At 53.0% G+C, this 18,047-nt stretch carries 15 protein-coding genes and 1 tRNA gene; 10 read left to right on the forward strand and 6 right to left on the reverse strand.

What is annotated here, in order from left to right:
- Positions 1 to 23: 23 nt before the first annotated feature.
- Positions 24 to 938 carry a M20/M25/M40 family metallo-hydrolase gene (locus FJM65_RS13120; RefSeq protein WP_140621988.1) on the reverse strand — a complete coding sequence of 305 codons (915 nt, stop codon included), beginning with the start codon at positions 936 to 938 and terminating at the stop codon, positions 24 to 26.
- 108 nt (positions 939 to 1,046) lie between these two features.
- On the opposite strand from FJM65_RS13120, the gene FJM65_RS13125 reads away from it, so the two are divergent.
- Entirely contained in the window at positions 1,047 to 2,294 is a 1,248-nt protein-coding gene (locus FJM65_RS13125; protein ID WP_140621989.1) for a tol-pal system protein YbgF, read from the forward strand.
- Between the two features lie 73 nt (positions 2,295 to 2,367).
- Here FJM65_RS13125 and FJM65_RS13130 read toward each other — a convergent pair whose 3' ends face one another.
- Together FJM65_RS13130 and FJM65_RS13135 are read right to left on the reverse strand one after the other, a co-directional pair.
- Positions 2,368 to 3,330: a UDP-glucuronic acid decarboxylase family protein gene (locus FJM65_RS13130; RefSeq protein WP_140621990.1), complete on the reverse strand. Its 963-nt coding sequence runs from the start codon at positions 3,328 to 3,330 to the stop codon at positions 2,368 to 2,370.
- 7 nt (positions 3,331 to 3,337) lie between these two features.
- Positions 3,338 to 4,696 (reverse strand): UDP-glucose dehydrogenase family protein, encoded by a 1,359-nt coding sequence (locus FJM65_RS13135; protein WP_140621991.1) that lies wholly within the window; start codon positions 4,694 to 4,696, stop codon positions 3,338 to 3,340.
- Between the two features lie 665 nt (positions 4,697 to 5,361).
- On the opposite strand from FJM65_RS13135, the gene FJM65_RS13140 reads away from it, so the two are divergent.
- On the forward strand, positions 5,362 to 6,258 hold the full coding sequence (locus FJM65_RS13140; RefSeq protein ID WP_140621992.1) for an alpha/beta fold hydrolase: 897 nt from the start codon (positions 5,362 to 5,364) through the stop codon (positions 6,256 to 6,258).
- Positions 6,259 to 6,278: 20 nt separating this feature from the next.
- Entirely contained in the window at positions 6,279 to 6,554 is a 276-nt protein-coding gene (locus FJM65_RS13145; protein ID WP_140621993.1) for a hypothetical protein, read from the forward strand.
- 91 nt (positions 6,555 to 6,645) lie between these two features.
- Here the strand turns inward: FJM65_RS13145 and FJM65_RS13150 are convergent, their stop codons facing one another.
- Positions 6,646 to 8,049, reverse strand: a complete 1,404-nt coding sequence (locus FJM65_RS13150) for an FAD-binding oxidoreductase (RefSeq protein ID WP_140621994.1) — start codon at positions 8,047 to 8,049, stop codon at positions 6,646 to 6,648.
- A gap of 73 nt (positions 8,050 to 8,122) precedes the next feature.
- On the opposite strand from FJM65_RS13150, the gene FJM65_RS13155 reads away from it, so the two are divergent.
- The 3 genes from FJM65_RS13155 to FJM65_RS13165 all read left to right on the forward strand — a co-directional run bounded on the left by FJM65_RS13155 (position 8,123) and on the right by FJM65_RS13165 (position 12,073).
- Positions 8,123 to 8,752, forward strand: a complete 630-nt coding sequence (locus FJM65_RS13155) for a C40 family peptidase (protein WP_239022946.1) — start codon at positions 8,123 to 8,125, stop codon at positions 8,750 to 8,752.
- A gap of 136 nt (positions 8,753 to 8,888) precedes the next feature.
- The gene (locus FJM65_RS13160; protein WP_140621995.1) at positions 8,889 to 11,324 is read left to right on the forward strand and encodes a TonB-dependent receptor; all 2,436 of its coding nucleotides are present in this window, start codon (positions 8,889 to 8,891) and stop codon (positions 11,322 to 11,324) included.
- Positions 11,255 to 12,073 (forward strand): hypothetical protein, encoded by an 819-nt coding sequence (locus tag FJM65_RS13165; RefSeq protein ID WP_140621996.1) that lies wholly within the window; start codon positions 11,255 to 11,257, stop codon positions 12,071 to 12,073. Before FJM65_RS13160 ends, FJM65_RS13165 begins: the two co-directional genes overlap by 70 nt.
- A 67-nt stretch (positions 12,074 to 12,140) precedes the next feature.
- On the opposite strand, the gene FJM65_RS13170 is transcribed toward FJM65_RS13165, so the two are convergent.
- Complete coding sequence (locus FJM65_RS13170) at positions 12,141 to 13,283, reverse strand: hypothetical protein (protein WP_140621997.1); 1,143 nt, start codon at positions 13,281 to 13,283, stop codon at positions 12,141 to 12,143.
- A gap of 19 nt (positions 13,284 to 13,302) precedes the next feature.
- Complete coding sequence (locus tag FJM65_RS13175) at positions 13,303 to 15,852, reverse strand: TonB-dependent receptor (protein WP_140621998.1); 2,550 nt, start codon at positions 15,850 to 15,852, stop codon at positions 13,303 to 13,305.
- Positions 15,853 to 16,162: 310 nt separating this feature from the next.
- Between FJM65_RS13175 and FJM65_RS13180 the strand changes: the two genes are divergently transcribed.
- The 4 genes from FJM65_RS13180 to FJM65_RS13195 all read left to right on the forward strand — a co-directional run bounded on the left by FJM65_RS13180 (position 16,163) and on the right by FJM65_RS13195 (position 18,036).
- Positions 16,163 to 16,236 (forward strand) — tRNA-Ala (locus FJM65_RS13180).
- 46 nt (positions 16,237 to 16,282) lie between these two features.
- Positions 16,283 to 16,534, forward strand: a complete 252-nt coding sequence (locus FJM65_RS13185) for a GIY-YIG nuclease family protein (protein ID WP_140621999.1) — start codon at positions 16,283 to 16,285, stop codon at positions 16,532 to 16,534.
- A 201-nt stretch (positions 16,535 to 16,735) separates the two neighbouring features.
- Positions 16,736 to 17,170 carry a DUF2267 domain-containing protein gene (locus FJM65_RS13190; RefSeq protein ID WP_140622000.1) on the forward strand — a complete coding sequence of 145 codons (435 nt, stop codon included), beginning with the start codon at positions 16,736 to 16,738 and terminating at the stop codon, positions 17,168 to 17,170.
- Between the two features lie 83 nt (positions 17,171 to 17,253).
- On the forward strand, positions 17,254 to 18,036 hold the full coding sequence (locus tag FJM65_RS13195; protein WP_140622001.1) for a hypothetical protein: 783 nt from the start codon (positions 17,254 to 17,256) through the stop codon (positions 18,034 to 18,036).
- Positions 18,037 to 18,047: the final 11 nt, after the last annotated feature.

Below are 18,047 nucleotides of genomic sequence, written 5' to 3' on the forward strand. Positions count from 1 at the left end.
GGATAGGATAGTTTTACCTTAAGCTACAACTTTTCCATCAGCACCTTATACAAAGCCACCATACTTTCGATGTCCTTTTTGTGGACGATCTCGTTTGGGGTATGCACCTTGTCTTCGGGGGCCCCCACAAAGCACCAATCCCAGGGATAGGCGCTGCGCTGCAACTCCTTGGCATCACTGCCACCGGCACCCTCTACCTCCAGCTGGTACGGCACCCCAGCCTCCTTGGCAATGTTGATGATGCGCTGCACGTAGGACCGTCGCGGGATCAGGCTGTCGCGCATTGAAATAACTACGCCCTGCCCGGCATGCACGCCTTCAGTTACCCAGGTAATATCGGAGATGAGCCCCTGTGTGACGCCATAGTGCTCGTGCAGGTAGCGCGCCAGGTAAGCCACTGAGCCGCCACCATGCTCCTCCCAACAGCAAAAAGCAATGATACCATTCTCCAGCGTTTCGGCTACCTGCAGCGCCGACCACACCCCCAGGCGGTTGTCCAGGTAACAGCTCTGCACCGTCTCCTCCGTCTCCCGGAAATCGCACTTAAAGACCAGTTCGGTGCCACGCTCTAGCTCGCGCTCATACGCATAGCTCAGCGCATGCGTCTCCTCATCATACTTCAAGGTGCACTCAATGGGCCCGCCGGAGTCCTCGCCCACCAACGTATAGCCGGTTTCAGCGTCAGGGCCTCCAATGGGCACCAGCTGCTTGCCATAGCGCACTGTAAAGCCAATGGAATCGATGTGGGCAAAAATTGCACTCTTCGGCTTACCGAACACCAGCACCACACAGTCCTGAAAGCCTTCACCATGCAACACAACTGGCTGCTGCCTCCAATGAACTTTCCGCTTCTCAATGTAGTTAAGCAAAAAATCTGTTAGTTTTTGCTCGTTGCCGGAAGGGGCGTGGATGCGGCATAAAGTTTCGAGAAGTTTCATATTTTTTTACCTTTATGGAATTCAAAGTAATCAGATTTGTTGTACTTTTATAACTACTTACGGCAATTACAAAACAAGCACACTCAAACTTACAATTTTTGGCCTTACATGAAGCACTTAATCCTAGCCGTATTTATACTTCTTCTCCCCCTCGCCTGCATAGCGCAGCGCGCCCCACTGCCCACTGACTCTACGGCCATGCGCCAGGTGAGCATCGGGGAAGTGGAGGTGCTACCGGCTGCCGCCAAGGTGAAAGGCATGCTGCTGCTTAACAAAGACGTGCAGTATGAGTTGGAGGGTGCGGTGGATAATATGTACAACTTTAAGTATGAGCGTGCCGAAAAGCAGTTCAAGTCCTTGCGCCGCCGCTACCCCGAGCACCCGCTGCCATACTTCCTGATGGGCCTGAGCCAGTGGTGGAAGATTGTGCCCACCAATATCCAAACCCTGCAGTACGACGAGCTCTTCTTTGCTTACATGGACACGACCATCCAGAAGGCGGAGGCCATGTATGAGCACGAAAACAATAAGATAGAAGCCGCTTTTTTTCTGGCAGCCGCCAACGGCTTTACAGCCCGCCTACACTCTGAACGCAGCAACTGGCGCAAAGCCACGGTAGCCAGCAAGCGCTCCCTCGACTATTTGGAGGAAGCCAAGGCAGGGAACGGATTGAGCCCGGAGTTCCTGTTCGGAGAAGCCCTCTTTAACTATTACGCCGTCTGGATTCCGGAAAATTACCCCATGCTGCGCCCGGTGCTCCTCTTCTTCCCTGACGGAGACAAGCGGCTTGGCCTCAAGCAGCTGGCTTACGTGTCTAAATCCGGCTTTTATACCGGCACCGAGTCCAAACTCTTCCTGATGAAGATACTGGCAAACGAAGAGAAAGACATGCAGGCTGCGCTGGATGTATCGGAAGACCTGGCCCTGAAGTACCCGGACAATGGCTATTTTGAGCGGTTCTACGCCCGCTTGCTGTTTGTAAACGGGCATTTTACCAAAGCTGAGCGCGTGTCGCTGGACATCCTAAGCAAACTGGAGCAGAACATGCCGGGCTATGAATCTGTAAGTGGCCGTTATGCCTCCTATATTCTGGCCTACATCAACCAGCACAAGTACCGCGACTTTGAGAAAGCCAAAGCATATTACAAAAAGGCCATTGCCTTTGCAGAGCAGACGAATGAGCAGGACTCGGGTTATTTTGTCAACTCTTACCTTAACCTGGCCCGCATCGCAAAGCTGCAAAAGGACGTAGCTTCCGCTAAAAGCTACTATGCGGTGGTACTAAAGTACAGCGATAAGAAATCTGCCAACTATAAGGAAGCCAAGAAGTACCTGAAGGGAAACAAAAGAGGCTAACATACTTTCCTGTTTGTATAAAAAGCGGGGCTGCCGAATCAACATCGGCAGCCCCGCTTTTTATACTTTATAGCTAAGCCGGTTGCTCGGCTGGCTTGAGGATCTTTTCCTTGAAGAACTCCAGGGTGCGCCTGAGGCCCTCGGCCCTGTCCACCTGCGGCTCCCAGTCCAGCTCCTTTTTGGCCAGCGTGATGTCGGGCTGGCGCTTCTGCGGGTCGTCCTTGGGCAGGGGCTGGTAGTCCACCTTCAGCTCCACGCCCGTCAGGCGGCAGATCTCCTCGGCGAACTCCCGGATGGTGATCTCCGAGGGGTTGCCCACGTTCACCGGCAGGTGGTAGTCGCTCAACAGCAGGCGGTAGATGCCCTCCACCAAATCGTCCACGTAGCAGAAGGAGCGCGTCTGGCTGCCGTCGCCGAAGATGCTCAGCGGCTCGCCGCGCAGCGCCTGGCTCAGGAAGGCCGGCAGCACGCGGCCGTCGTCCAGGCGCATCCGCGGTCCGTAGGTGTTGAAGATGCGCACGATGCGCGTCTCCAGCCCGTGGTGCATGTGGTAGGCCATGGTCATGGCCTCCTGGAAGCGCTTGGCCTCGTCGTAGCAGCCACGCGGCCCCACCGGGTTCACGTTGCCCCAATAGTCCTCGGTCTGCGGGTGCACCAGCGGGTCGCCGTAGACCTCGGAGGTGGAGGCGATGAGCATGCGCGCGCCCTTGGCCTTGGCCAGGCCTAGCAGGTTGTGCGTGCCCAAAGAGCCCACCTTCAGCGTCTGGATCGGGATCTTCAAATAGTCGATCGGGCTGGCAGGCGAGGCGAAGTGCAGGATGTAGTCCAGGTGGCCCGGCACGTGCACGAACTTGCTCACGTCGTGGTGGTAGAACTCAAAGTCCTCCAGCTGGAACAGGTGCTCGATGTTTTCCAGGCTGCCCGTGATCAGGTTGTCCATCGCGATCACGTGGTAGCCCTCCTTGATGAATCTGTCGCAGAGGTGGGAACCCAGGAAGCCGGCCCCACCGGTTATCAGTACTCTTTTCTTTGTCATGGCGTAGTTACAGGCTTGTGGTCGGGTTTAGCTGGGCGGCGTGCTGGGCGATGCCGATGCCGTAGTAGGCGAAGCCCTTTTCGCGCATATCGTTGGCATCGTAGATGTTGCGCCCGTCGAAGACGGTCTTCTCCTTCATCAGCTTGCCCACCACCGCGAAGTTGGGGGAGCGGAACTCGGGCCACTCGGTCACCAGCAAGAGCGCGTCGGCGTCGATGAGCGCCTCGTACTCGTCCTTGCCGTACTCGATCGACTCGCCCAGCGTGTGGCGGGCCTCCGCCATGGCCACCGGGTCGTAGGCCTTCACCTTCGCCCCCTGCTCCAAAAGCCGCTGGATGATCACCAGCGAGGGCGCCTCGCGCATGTCGTCGGTCTTGGGCTTGAAGGAAAGGCCCCACACGGCGAACGTCTTGCCCGCCAGCTCGCCCTGGAAGTGCCGGTGGATCTTGTCAAACAGCACCGACTTCTGCCGCTCGTTCACGCTCTCCACGGCCCGCAGCACCTGCATGTCGTAGCCGTTCTCGCTCGCGGTCCTGATCAGCGCCTTCACGTCCTTGGGGAAGCAAGAGCCCCCGTAGCCGATGCCCGGGTAGATGAACTTGTTGCCGATGCGCGCGTCCGAGCCGATGCCCCGGCGGACCATGTTCACGTCCGCGCCCATGATCTCGCAGAGGTTGGCCACGTCGTTCATGAACGAGATCTTGGTGGCCAGCATGGCGTTGGCCGCGTACTTGGTCATCTCGGCAGAGGGGATGTCCATGAAGATCAGCGGGTGGCCGTTCATCAGGAAGGGCTTGTAGAGCTTCTGCATCACCTTCTCGGCCCTCTCAGAGGCCACCCCCACCACAATGCGGTCGGGCTTGAGAAAGTCCTCGATGGCGGCGCCCTCCTTCAGAAACTCGGGGTTGGAGGCCACGTCGAAGTCGATATCGGCGCCCCGCGCCTCCAGCTCCTCCTGTATCGCCTGCCTAACCTTGCGGGCCGTGCCCACCGGCACGGTGCTCTTGGTCACCACCACCGTGTAGCCCTCCAGGTTGCGGCCGATCTCGCGGGCCACGGCCAGCACGTACTTCAGGTCGGCCGAGCCGTCCTCGCCCGGGGGCGTGCCCACGGCGATGAAGACGGCCTCGCAGCCGCAGGTGCGCACCACCTCCGACAAATCCGTCGAGAAGCTGAGGCGGCCCTTCTGGGCGTTGCGCTCCACCATCTCCTCCAGCCCCGGCTCGTAGATGGGCAGCACGCCCTTGCGCAGGTTCTCGATCTTCTTCTCGTCGATGTCCACGCACGTCACGTCGATGCCCACCTCGGCAAAGCACGTGCCCGTCACCAGGCCCACGTAGCCTGTGCCTACTACTGCTATTCTCATATCTGTTTCTCTAAAAGCTTAATAGATTATTACTAAAGCAAGGCTCTTTGGAGCACCTGCCTACATGATCAAAGTATAAATTGAAACGTAATGTCTTCGTTAAAAAGCAAAAATAACTAATTCTAAGCTAAATCTTCGTCATCTCTTGCGCGCATGGCTTTCTCTCCGTTACCGCTGCCCCTACAGCCATGTCAGGCTGCGTGTACCCCAAAGCGCGGTTCCTGCTATTAACGCAGTTCTGGTACTTTTCCGCTCGCTTGATGTGCGGCTTGATTTCACTTCTGCTTGCAGCTTCTGATACGTGCCTTTGCTCTTGCGTAAATCAACTGCAAACCTAACTCGCAAAGAGTACGTGCCCGCTGCTATATTTGTTCCTGCCCCTGGTTAGAATCTACATCAAAAAACAACCACAAGCGTGATATGCTTCCATAACTACATATCTATCCGCATATACTACAGTTTCATTCTTTTACTGAAAACCCAGTTACGGCACGATCTTGCAGATTGAACGCCCCTGCTCTACGCAAATTATACTTTACCGGCAAAACCGCTGCAACGGTTCTAGGCTAACTTGTAATTTTTATCCGAACCCTCCCCTTTTTTAAGGGAAGAAACAACCTCGGCACTTTTTAAAAGTATAGTAGAGTAACCATCACCCTAAAGCTATGAAACCGGATTGGCTGGATAAAAAAGAGTATCCGTTCAGATCGCACTACCTAGACCTGGAGGCTGGCAGGATGCATTACATAGATGAGGGCGAAGGCCCGGTCGTTGTCATGATCCATGGCACGCCCGCCTGGTCCTTCATGTACCGGAACCTGATCAAAATTCTGCGCAAAGACCACCGCTGCATTGCCATGGACTTGATTGGCTTTGGCCTTTCTGATAAACCAAAGGACTGGAACTACAAGCCCCGGGCACACGCCCAAACCTTTGAGCAGCTAATGGAGCACCTGCAGCTGACAGACATCACGCTACTGGTGCACGACTTCGGGGCGCCCATCGGGCTGGCCTATGCCATTAAGCACCCTGAAAATGTTAGGGGCGTGGTGATGCTGAACTCCTGGACCTGGTCGCTCTCCAAGCACCAGTCGTTTTCAAAGGCGAGCAAATACCTGGTGGGGCCGTTGGGCAAGTTTCTCCACTCCAAGCTTAATGTAACGACGCATACGCTTATACATGAGCTGTTTAAGGACGAGGACGACCTGCCCGAGCCGATCAAGGAGCATTATGTAAAAGCGCTTGGCAACCCGGAAGAGTCGGTGCGCGACTTGGCCTGCGCCAGAGAATTGGTAGGCGCCAGCAAGTGGTACGAGGAACTCTGGAAAGAGCGGAAAAAGATACAGGGCATCCCTACCCTCATCTTATGGGGTGAGCGGGACAAGCTTATAAAAATCGATGCCTTACAGCGCTGGAAAAAGTTTTTCCATGAGTGCTACGTGATTCCGTTTGAGAGCGGCGGCCACTTCTTGCAGGAGGAGAACGCAGAGGAAATTGCCAGTTACGTCAGTAACTTTATAAAAGAAGAACAGAAGAAGAAGCACGAACTCATACACAGCTAGTTATTTAACCTACAACAGACATGAAAGCAGATAAGCCCATAGACGAAGCCATATTTAGAGCGCACGGCGCTACAGAAAACGAGTTACAACCACAAGATGAATTATACGCCATGAAGACCCCACAAAAACATACCCCTGGAAACAACCTACACGGAGGAGCCCCTTTGAACGAATCGCATATAAACCTGATGCAGTCGTGGCAGAACCTGCGCGGCCTGGACAGCAAGCTGGCTAATACCAAGTATACCGACCTGAGCGAACACCATAAGCCAGGAAAAGGCCAGCGCAGAGCATGAACCATTCCTGCTAAGTATAAAAAAAGTATAAAACGCAACAGGCGCGGCTCTCCGAGAGCCGCGCCTGTTGCGTTTTATACTTTACTGGATATTAGAAAATCTTGCCTGGGTTAAGTATACCCTGCGGGTCAAAGAGCTGCTTTATACCTCTCATTAGTCGCAGCTGCACCTCGTTCAGGGCAATATCGATGTACTGGCGCTGCACCAGGCCAATGCCGTGTTCACCGGAGATCGTGCCGCCCAGCTCCACACACAGCTTAAAGATCTCTTTGATGCCGTCCGGCAATTTGTTGTTCCAGTCCTCGTCGCTCATGTCTCCTTTCACGATGTTGATGTGCAGGTTGCCGTCGCCGGCGTGGCCGTAGCAAACTGACTTGAAGTTATACCTGGCGCCTATCTCCTTCACGCCGCGCAGCAGCACGGGCAGCTCGGCACGCGGTACCACGGTGTCTTCCTCCTTGTAAACAGAGTTGCTCTTAACGGCGTGACCCACGTTGCGGCGCAGGCGCCAAAGGTCCTCTTTCTGCTTTTCGGTATCCGCCACCAAAATCTCCCCCACATTGAAGCGCTCCAGCACCTCGTACACGCGCTCGGCATCCTTAAACAGCAGGTCCATATCATTGCCGTCCAGCTCGATGAGCAGGTGTGCCTCTTCATCCGGAGCCATTGTCACTTCCATACCCAGGTAACAGCAGGTCCATTCAATGGCGTCGCGCTCCATAAACTCCATCGCCGAGGGCACAATGCCTGCCATAAAGATCTGGGATACGGCGGCGCAGGCTTCCTCCTCTTTCCGGAAAGGCACCAACATCACCATGTTCTGCGGTGGGTAAGGGATGAGCTTGAAAACAATCTTTGTAATGATCCCGAGCGTGCCCTCGCTGCCGACCATCAGCTGCGTGAGATTATAGCCGGTGGCGTTCTTCAGCACATTGGCCCCTGTCCAGGTAATCTCGCCGCTTGGCAGCACCACCTCCACGTTCAGCACATAGTCTTTGGTAACGCCATACTTTACGGCCCTTGGCCCGCCGCTGCTCTCGCTCAGGTTGCCGCCCAAAAAGCAGCTGCCGCGGCTCGATGGGTCTGGCGGGTAAAACAGGCCCCGCTCAATCACGGCCTCCTGAAACACCTGCGTGATCACGCCCGGCTCTACAGTGGCCTGCAGGTTGCGCTCATCAATCTCAACAATCTTGTTCAGGCGCTCTGTAGAAAGTATAACGCCTTTGTGCACAGCCAAAGCACCGCCGCTCAGGCCCGTTCCGGCACCGCGCGGCGTCACCGGAATCAGGTTTTGGTTGCAGTACTGCATAATACGGCTTATCTCTTCGGCGTTAGCAGGTTTGAGCACCACCTCGGGTTCGTAGCGCAGGTCCTCTGTCTCGTCGTGGGAGTAGCGCAGCATGTCTTCGGCCGCGGCAGGTAATAGCGTGTGTTCCTGACCAACTATAGCCGAAAGTGCTGCTACAGCTTCAGGGGTGATCGGGTTAAATTTCATTTTAAAATAGCTGGACTTCTACTTAAATTAGCCAGTGAATATAAATTTTCAACTTGCATCGCTAAAATACGCTTTGAAATCGCTTTTTACTACTTCTGCCCTTTTTATCTTTTTTTTGCTGCTGATGGCTGCCTGCCAGACCTCTGGCCCTACCTTTAGCAAACGCGGCGAGGAGTACCGGTCGGCCCGCGAAATTGCGGCCGCTAAGCGTGCTGCGCGTAAGTCGGGGCACCGCAAGGGCAAGTATGCAGGAGGTGTGACAGGCACCTCTAAAGACCGCACCAGCCGCACCCGCATGCCCTCCGGCAACCTGGACCGCGAGGTGGCCACCGTGATAGAGGCGGCCCGCTCTTATACCGGCGTACCCTACCGCTGGGGCGGCACCACCCGCGTAGGCATGGACTGCTCCGGGCTGCTGTGCACCTCCTTCCAAAGTATAAACGTGGACCTGCCCCGCACCTCTGATGAGCAGAGCCGCTACGGCACTGAGGTAAAGCCCAAAGACCTGCGCGAGGGCGACCTGGTGTTTTTCGGCTCCAGCAAGCGGAACATCACCCATGTGGGGATGGTAACCGAGGTAAATGGCCCATCGGATGTTCGCTTTATCCACGCCTCCACCTCCTTGGGCGTGATTGAGAACAACCTCTATGCCAAGCACTACCAGAAGATATTCGTGAAAGCGGTGCGGCCGCCTGTTTTCTAAGTAAACCCTGTGTTATATCAAAATCAAACTATATAACTATTTATAGTTTATACAATAATTTAACAATACTATTCACCTAATCCTCGTACTTAATAACTGCAGCAAATATTTGTTTTTCAATTAGTTATTAAGTGCAATGAGACTTTTTTACAGATTCTTTTTCCTGGGTGCGTTTTTGATATTTCAGGTGCAACAGGTGCGGGCACAGGGCACCACGACTGCCGCCATGAACGGGGTAGTGCAGGACCAAAGCGGCGTGCCCCTCCCCGGCGCCACTGTTATAGCGGTTCATACGCCCACCAACACGCAGTACATCAGCAACACGAACACAGAAGGGCGCTTTAACTTCCAGAACATGCGCGTGGGTGGCCCCTATACTGTCCGGACCTCTTATGTGGGATACCAGGAGCAGGTGGTGGAGAACATCAACCTGTCGCTTGGCCAGAACTTCCGCCTCGACCTGACGCTGTCCGAGAGCACCACTACGCTTGGCGAGGTGCAGGTAACCGCTGAGCAGGACAAAGTGATCAACTCCGACAGGACCGGCGCCGCCACCAACGTTTCCTCCGAGCAGCTACAGGCCCTGCCCACCATCTCCCGCAGCCTCAACGACTTTACCCGCCTCACGCCCCAGGCCTCTACTTCAGGGCAAGGCATCTCCTTTGCCGGGCAGAACAACCGCTTTAACAACTTCTCTATCGACGGCACCGTGAACAACGACGTGTTCGGCCTATCGGCTTCCGGAACCAACGGGGGCCAAACCGGCGTGCAGCCCATCTCTTTGGATGCCATTGAGGCCATACAGGTGGTCATTGCCCCGTTTGACGTGCGCCAGAGCGGTTTTACAGGCGGCGGTGTGAATGCCATCACCCGTAGCGGCTCCAACAAGTTCAGTGGCTCGGCCTACTACTACTGGAACAACGAAAAGCTAGTGGGCAAGAGCCCCGACGAGGAACGGACACGCCTGCCCGATTACACCGACTATCAGGTTGGTCTGCGGGTAGGAGGCCCGATTATCAAGGATAAGCTGTTTTTCTTCGTGAACGGTGAAAAGACCAACCGCAAGCAGCCGCTCCTGTTCGAGCCGGGCACGCCATCCTCTAACATCACGGTGGAGGAAGCGGAGCGTGTGGCTGCGGCCGCCAACCGTCTGGGCTACGACCCTGGCAGTTTTAGAAGTATAACGGATGAGACTAAAAGCGATAAGCTGTTTGCCCGCCTCGACTGGAACATCACCAACAACCACCAGTTTACGCTGCGCCACAGCTATGTGTATGGCGAAAACCGCGACAACAGCCGTAGCCCCAATGCCCTGCGTTTCTCTAACAACGCCGAGTATTTCCCTAGCACCACCAACTCCAGCGTCATGCAGCTCAGGAGCCAGTTTGGCAGCGAGTTCGCCAACGAATTTATACTCGGCTATACCCGCGTGCGCGACGATCGCGGCATTATCGGAGATCCTTTTCCAAGTGTGACACTGCGACTCTCCGGCGGTAGAACCATTTCTTTCGGCAGCGAGCCCTTTTCTGTGCAAAACCAACTGGACCAGGACGTGCTCACCATCACGGATAATTTCAACATCTTCAAAGGGAAACACACCATCACGTTAGGTACGCATAACGAGTTCTACAAGACATTCAACTTGTTCATTCGCCAGGAGTTCGGCGCGTACGAGTATAACTCCATCGACGCTTTTGAGGCCATCGGGACGGCAGCCGAGGAAGCCCCCTCTGCCTTTTTCAGGAACTACTCCCGCACCGATAAGCGCCAGCAGGGCGCTGAGTTCAGCGCTTACCAGCTCGGCTTTTATGCACAGGATGAGTATAGCGCCCTCAACAACCTGAAAATAACGCTGGGCCTGCGGCTGGACATCCCGACCTTTAACGACAACCCTGCCGCAAACGAGGAGTTTAACCAGGCCTTTGCCGACCGGGGACTGGCCACAGACAAAACGCCTGGCTCGCAGTTCATGTTCTCGCCAAGGCTGGGTGTAAACTGGGATGTGTTTGACGACGGCAACACGCAGGTGCGTGGCGGTGCCGGCATTTTTACGGGGCGCGTGCCGTTTGTGTGGATCGCCAACCAGTATACCAACACAGGCCAGATGCTTGGCAGCCTCTCGCTCACCCCCGGCAACCCCATACTTGACGAGGTACGGTTTGTGGCAGACCCGGCCGCACAGCCAACAGCCACCACATTTGGCCTCTCAGACAGAACAGCGGAGATCAACATCACCGATCCTGACTTTAAGTTCCCGCAGCTCTTCCGGGCTAACCTGGCCGTGGACCAGCGCCTGCCGGGAGACTTTATCGGTACCCTGGAGGGTATCTACTCCAAAAACCTCAACAACATCTACTACCAAAACCTGAACCTGGAGGAAACCGGCACGCTGCCCGGCGCCGACAATCGCCCCATGTTCGACAGGATTCAGGGCAACAACTTCCAGGACATCATTTACCTGACCAACACCGACAATGGCTATGCTTATAGTAAACCGGCCAGTTGCAGAAGTCCTACGAGATTGGCTTGTCCGGCTCGGTGGCTTATACGTATTCGCGGGCCAAGGATGTGAACCCCGGCAACTCCAGCCAGGCCCGCTCTAACTGGATAAACGTGAACCAGGTTTATGGCCTGAATAACGTAAAGGCGGCCTTTGCTGACAATGACATTCGCTCGCGGGTGGTGGCTGCACTCACCTACCAGCTTAACTACCTCGGTTTTGCCTCCACCAATATCTCGCTGTTCTATAACGGCCAGTCTGGCTTGCCCCTCTCATACATTTACAACGGCGACGTAAACAACGATGCGGGCCGAACAAACGACCTGGTGTATGTGCCGCGCGATGCCTCCGAGATAAACTTGGTGCCCATAACCGACCGCAGTGGCGAGGTAGTGCCCGGCTCTTTAACGCCTGCAGAGCAGTGGGCCGCGCTGGATGCCTTTATCTCCGGCAACGATTACCTCCGCGACCGCAGGGGCGACTATGCCGAGCGCAACGGCGACCGCCTGCCCTGGACGAATCAGATAGACCTGCGCCTGACACAGGAGTTTAAGTTGAGCCAGGCTGACAACGAGCACCGCCTGCAGATCACGTTCGATGTGTTCAACTTCACCAACCTGGTCAACAAAGACTGGGGCCGGCAGTATACCGCCACGTTCAACGCATTTCAGCTGATAGACTTTGTAGGCTATGCGCCCGGCACCACCACGCCGCAGTTTAACTACACCGGCCGTGGCCTCACCGACGGCGACCCTTACTTTGTAAACGACTTCTCCTCCCGCTGGAGAGGGCAGCTGGGCTTGCGGTATATCTTTAACTGAGAAGAGTAAGAATAAAAACGCCTCCCGGATAACCGGGAGGCGTTTTTATTCTTAATAATTGGGATTACTATTCGCCGTCTTCAGCTTTCGTGAACTCCCCGCTTTCTCTTTTAATCAGTATGAATTCAACATCTCCTCCAGGATAAGTGTTGATGGTTACCTTGAACTTCTGACCAGCTTCGGCATTAGGGAAACGTAACTTCAGAATGGCGCCCATAGCCTGGTACAGCTCTTCAGTTGTCCAGTTATAAGTACTAAAGTTGCCATGAATTCTTAAGTTGTCTCTTCCGTTTGCTGAGCCAATATTGTTCTCTTCTTTACCTACCCAGTCATAATCTTCTGAAGTCAAAGTATAAAGCGTGCTCAAGTCCGGAACCCATGTGTTGTTCTTCTTTTGAAACTTCAAGGTTGCTTTTTCTACAGCACCAGCAGCTGGCACCCAGTTAGAGCCATTGAAGTACATAGCCATTACGCGCTGGCTTCTGGACTTATCGCTTGAGTCGTAGAAGTAGTAGCTAACATACTCAAAGTCGCCTTCTTTTGCTACAATTACATCATTCTTAAGGAAAAAATCGAAGTATGCAACCATGTTATCGCTATCAGATCCTGAGAAGCTACCATAGGTATTCTTTACAGAAAGATAATCATCAGAAGTAACATGATAAATATTCTCCCACCTTCCGTTCACGTAGTAGAACGAGTCAGTAATGGTTGATAAGGATCCAGCATAGTAGTCATAAGTAAGCACTACCAGCTGGTTTTCTGCAGCATCCGGATATTTTTTACCTAAGAATTTGTACACATCACCGGAGCTGTTGAAGTTTGGATACGACTCACCATTGGCAGTATAGTCTTCTTCTGTTACAGTGTATTTTTCCCAGCTAGAAACGGAATTAGAAACGCCTGGGAAAACTGCCGTGTTGTAAGCCACTGTTACCGTTGCACCGTTCGTTAAGTGTGCATAATTGTTGTTAAGCACAGCAGGTATCAGTTTCGCAGCCTCGGCCTCATTCAAAAAGTAATGGTCTGCGGCCACATAGGGATAATCCGCGCTATCCTTAAGAAGCGCATAATCATCCTCTGTGAGTTCGGTAGCTGCAATAGTATTATCTTTTTTTACTTTGTCAAGCTCATCATAAACATCTTCCATTGGATCACAGGCCGTAAAGGTTAGCGCCAATGAACAGATTATATATATAACTTTTTTCATCTTCTGGATAAGTTAATTCTTAGAAGTTAATTTTTAGACCTGTTGTCCAAGTTCTGCCAACACCGTAGAACACCTGTGAGTTGGCAGCGTTGCTCACGCCAGTCTCACGATCGAACGAGGCAGAGGCATCAGAGATGTACTCTGTATCGAACACGTTGTTAACATTGGCGAACAGTGAAGTGCTAATGCCAGCGATCTTAAACTTGAAAGAAGCATTCAGGTCAAGCAGTGAGTAGCTAGGAACTTCCCATACTTCTCTATCCGGAGAAGTAAGTGTGGTTGGGTCGAAGTACGCGTACAGGTCGGTGTAATAGTTGTAATCAGCACCGATCTTCAGTTCCTCTGTCAGTTTGTAGCTAAGGCCTAAAGCGGCGGTAGTCTGAGCGGCGTCACCAACTTTCACATCTTTCATGTAGATGGGTCCGATGGTGTTTGACTTGGTACGATCTTCATTAAAGACTGTGATCTCGTCCAGGTTGCTCTGCCATGTCCAGTCGCCGACAGACAGCATACCTGTCAGGTTCAGTCGGTTGTTCGGACGGTAGTTCAGGTCAACTTCAACACCCTGGTGAAGTGCGTCTACACCTAACAGGTTGGCAAAGTATACTTCACCAGTGTTTGGCACATTGTACGCTCTAGTGAAAGATCTGTCTTTCCAGGAAGTTCTGTACAGGTTAATGTTGGCAGAAAGTACTGAGCTTCTGTAACCGTAACCCAGCTCGTAGCTCAGGATTTTCTCGTTTTTAGCATCCTTGTTCACGATGTTCTTGTTGTTCAGGAACACAGCGTTGAAGAAAGGGGCCTTCTCGAAATAACCTAAGTTCGCAAACACGTTGTGGTTTTCTGTCAGGTTGTAGTTAGCACCGCCTTTTGTCTGATAGCCAAAGAAGTTCTGGAAATCAGTTTCCTGGTTTCCTTCCTCATACTGGAAATAATCGATACGCTTATAAGAAGTGTTAGAAGCAGCCAGGGAGACGAAGGCAGAAAGTGGGCCGTCTGAGTATTCACCCTGCAGGAAGCCACCTTCCCAAAGCACGATACCGTCGTTGTTGTAGCTAATCTTGTCACCAACTTTTGCTTTGTTGTTCGGGTTGTTCACGTTTGAGTTGTTCAGCACATAGTCTGCGCCCAGCAAGTCAGTTACCTCAGTAAAGTGTCTGCCCTCGTAGCTACGCAGGTCAATACCGCCCAACAGGTCGATCTTATCATTCAGGCTCTTCTGGTAAGTAGAAAGAACGCCGTACCAAGTATGGTCATTTCTAGAGGCTCTCAGGAAAGAAAGCGCGCGGCCATCTGCAGAGGCAACGTTCGCGTCTACGGCAGCGTCTAGGTCGTATGGAGAGTACTTGTTCCCTGTTCTGGTCAGTGTGCCTGTGTAAGCGCCACCACCACCTGAGCCAACAGAGGCGTAAACGGCTGTAGACAGGAAGGAGGTCTCATCGATTGTCCAGTAGTGGTTCAGGGAGAACTGTGGCTTGTGGTAGAAGTTGTCTTCCACGCTAACAGTCTTGCCATCTTTCACACCCCAGTCCTGGTTCCATCTTCTGCCTTGTGGTGCATTTCTGTATTCCTCGATAGAAGCGCGGTTCTGGCGCTGGCCGTGCCACTGCGGAGCACCAAAGCCAGTCAGGGAGATGGTATGCTTATCGTTGATCAGCTTAGAAACGTTGAAGAAGTAGTTATATGCTTCAAACTCTGTTCCGTCTACCCAGCCTTCGCCTTCAGTTTTAGAAGCTGACACTGCAAATGCCCATCCCTTCTCATCCAGACCAGTAGAGTAAGAAATTCCAGTCTTCAAGTAACCGTTGTTACCAAAGCCCTGGAAAATGCTGCCGCCTTTGATCGCGTCAGTAGTTCTTGTGATAATGTTGATGGTACCACCGATAGATGGCACAGCCACCTTAGAGGCACCCAAACCACGCTGCACCTGCATAGACTTCGTTACGTCTGTCAGACCAGCCCAGTTAGACCAGTATACAGAGCCGTTTTCCATGTCGTTTACCGGCACGCCGTTGATCATTACGGCTACGTTCTGGCTCTGGAAACCGCGCAGGTTGATGCGAGAGTCACCGAAACCACCACCCTGCTTTGTAGCATACACACCTGGTGTAGACTTCAGCAGTTCCGGGAATTCCTGGTTAGAGGCTTTCTCGGTAATGATATCGCTGGTGATCGTTGACATAGCAACAGGCGTCTCACGGTCGATCGCGTAGCTGTTCGTTGTAATCAATACCTCATTGATGGAAGTCACGTTTGGCTCCATCAGGATATTGCCCAGGTTCTTCGTGCCGCTTACGTTTCCGATAGACACTTCTTTCTGCAGATAACCCACATAGTTAACCAAAATGGCATCTACGCTGGCGTCATCCACCTTAATAGAAAAGGTACCGTCCAGAGCAGTAGGTGCTGCTTTATCGGTACCTTTCAATAAGACTGTTGCTCCTGGCAGAGGCTCTTTTGTGGCGGCATCCACCACCTTACCTGTAACGGTGCCTTGCGCAAACAAGTCTTTGGGTGTCAAGCTGGTCAAGAATACCAGCAAAACAAGACTAAGTAAATTGTACTTCATCTTTTGTTTGTTAAGAAATGGTTGGTTGATTAATTCGGGCGCAAAATTACTACTGTAATTCAGTAATATTCAACTAAAAGTATTAAAAAAATGTAAAATACTTTTCTGCCTGTTTACAGAAGATTAATGTGGATTTTTCGGAACAACTTCGCACATATAAGATTTTCCCACATACACAAACGCTACTTCCCCGACACCACTGTTCCTGTTGGCAGGTGGTGCAACTGCAGGCTTTTTAATTCTATTTTATTTATTTTTTCACCGGTTGTTTTGCATCTTAAAAATTTCCTTTATTTTTGTGCTCACAAACGGGGGATTAGCTCAGCTGGCTAGAGCGCTTGCATGGCATGCAAGAGGTCATCGGTTCGACTCCGATATTCTCCACTAAAAGGCAACTGCGAAAGCGGTTGCTTTTTTTTGCTTTATACCCATGCCATACTTCACTTACATTCTCTACTCTGAGAAAACCGACCGCTACTACGTGGGCAATTGCGAAGACATGGAGATGCGCTTAGCCCTTCACAACTCCGGCAGAAATAAGTCTATAAAGTATGGGGCGCCGTGGAAGCTTAAGTATACTGAGGCTTATACTACACGCAGCGAGGCTGTGAAAAGAGAAAAAGCGTTGAAGGCAAAGAAGAGCAGAAGATATTTGGAGTGGCTAACCAACACAGCTGGCTAGCGCGTCCCAAAAGCTTTCGGGAAGATCATCGGTTCGATTACGATATTCTCCACTAAAGGCAACCACCACGGTTGCCTTTTTTTGCTTTATACTTCCTTCCTCAGTATAGCCGGTGCTTCACGGGCTATAGGCCTCTCCTGCAGAACCGCCCCCCTTCTGGTCCGTACTTTCTAGGACGTGTTACATAAAAAGGAGGTAGCCATGAGTTTTAACTTTGAGGATAAGCAAAAAGATGCCGTAAACCTGCTCCGCAAGGTGGCAGAGGAGATGGGCACAGAAGACCTGAACCAGGCAGGGCGCGTTTTTAGGGCGGTGCTGCAGGCTATCCGCGACAGGCTGCCTGTAAATGACGCCGTACATTTTGCCGCCCAGTTGCCCACCATCTGGAAAGGCGTATACTACGACCAGTATGACCCCGCCAAAGTTCCTGTGAAAGTGCGCGACCGGCAAGAGTGGATTGAGTTCATCCGAAGCAAAAACGCCTTTGCCGCCAACAACGACTTCCTCTGCGACAGCGATGTGATGGAAGCGTTTCAGGCGGTTTTTAAAGCGCTGCACCATTGCGTGTCTAACAGGGAACTGCAAAAGGTAAAGGAGGCCATGCACCAGGACATACAGGAGTTGCTGGAAGTATAAGCCCAGGGAAAACAAAGTATAGAAGGCGCCGTTTGTGTAGCAAGCGCATAAAAGGCGCCTTCTACTTACTATACTTTATCAGCATGAAAAAAATCTACCTCGCCCTACTCCCATTTATACTTATAGTAAACGCCTGTAACCAGCAGAAGCCGGAGCTTGTCACTACCCCAGCAGCCGCTGCCCCGGACACAATGGCAACCGACACCGCACTGCAGGAAGTTGCAGCGGAAACGCCCGCCTTACCAGCCTGTTCGCTGGAGGCCCCTTTGCTGCTACCCGACACCACCGCCACCGACGCCAAACTGCAAGCTTACCTGCAAGACCTAACCAAGGCCGTGCAGGCCCAGGACGCACAGCAGCTGCAAAAACTAACGGCGCCCGACATTCGCACTGGCTTTGGCGAGGAGGGCGGCTGGGAGAGCTTCGCCAAGCAATGGCAGCCCGGCAAGGCGGATTCGGAAGTATGGCTGCTGCTGGACCACCTGCTGCGCCTGGGCGGCGGCTATCCCTTGGCCAGCAACAAAGATTTGTACGCGCTGCCTTACGTGTACAGCAACTGGCCCGACTCTGTGGATGCCTTCATGCACATTGCCGTTACTAAAACAGGAGCCATACTCCGGGAGGAGCCTGCCGCCAACGCGCCGGCGCGCTGTACGCTTAACCACTACATCCTGAAGGTGGACTATGAGAAATCTTACCCGGAGGGGGCGCCGCAGAAAGAGTGGTGGCATGTGCAAAGTCCCGACGGTGCGCTGCAGGGCTACCTGCACCACGCCGATGTGCACAGCCCGGTGGGCTATCGCGCCATTTTTAACCGCAGCAAAAACGGCGCCTGGCAAATGACGGCGCTGGTAAACGGCGATTAAATAAAAAAAGC

This window comes from Pontibacter mangrovi (genome assembly GCF_006385705.1).
Lineage (GTDB): Bacteria > Bacteroidota > Bacteroidia > Cytophagales > Hymenobacteraceae > Pontibacter > Pontibacter mangrovi.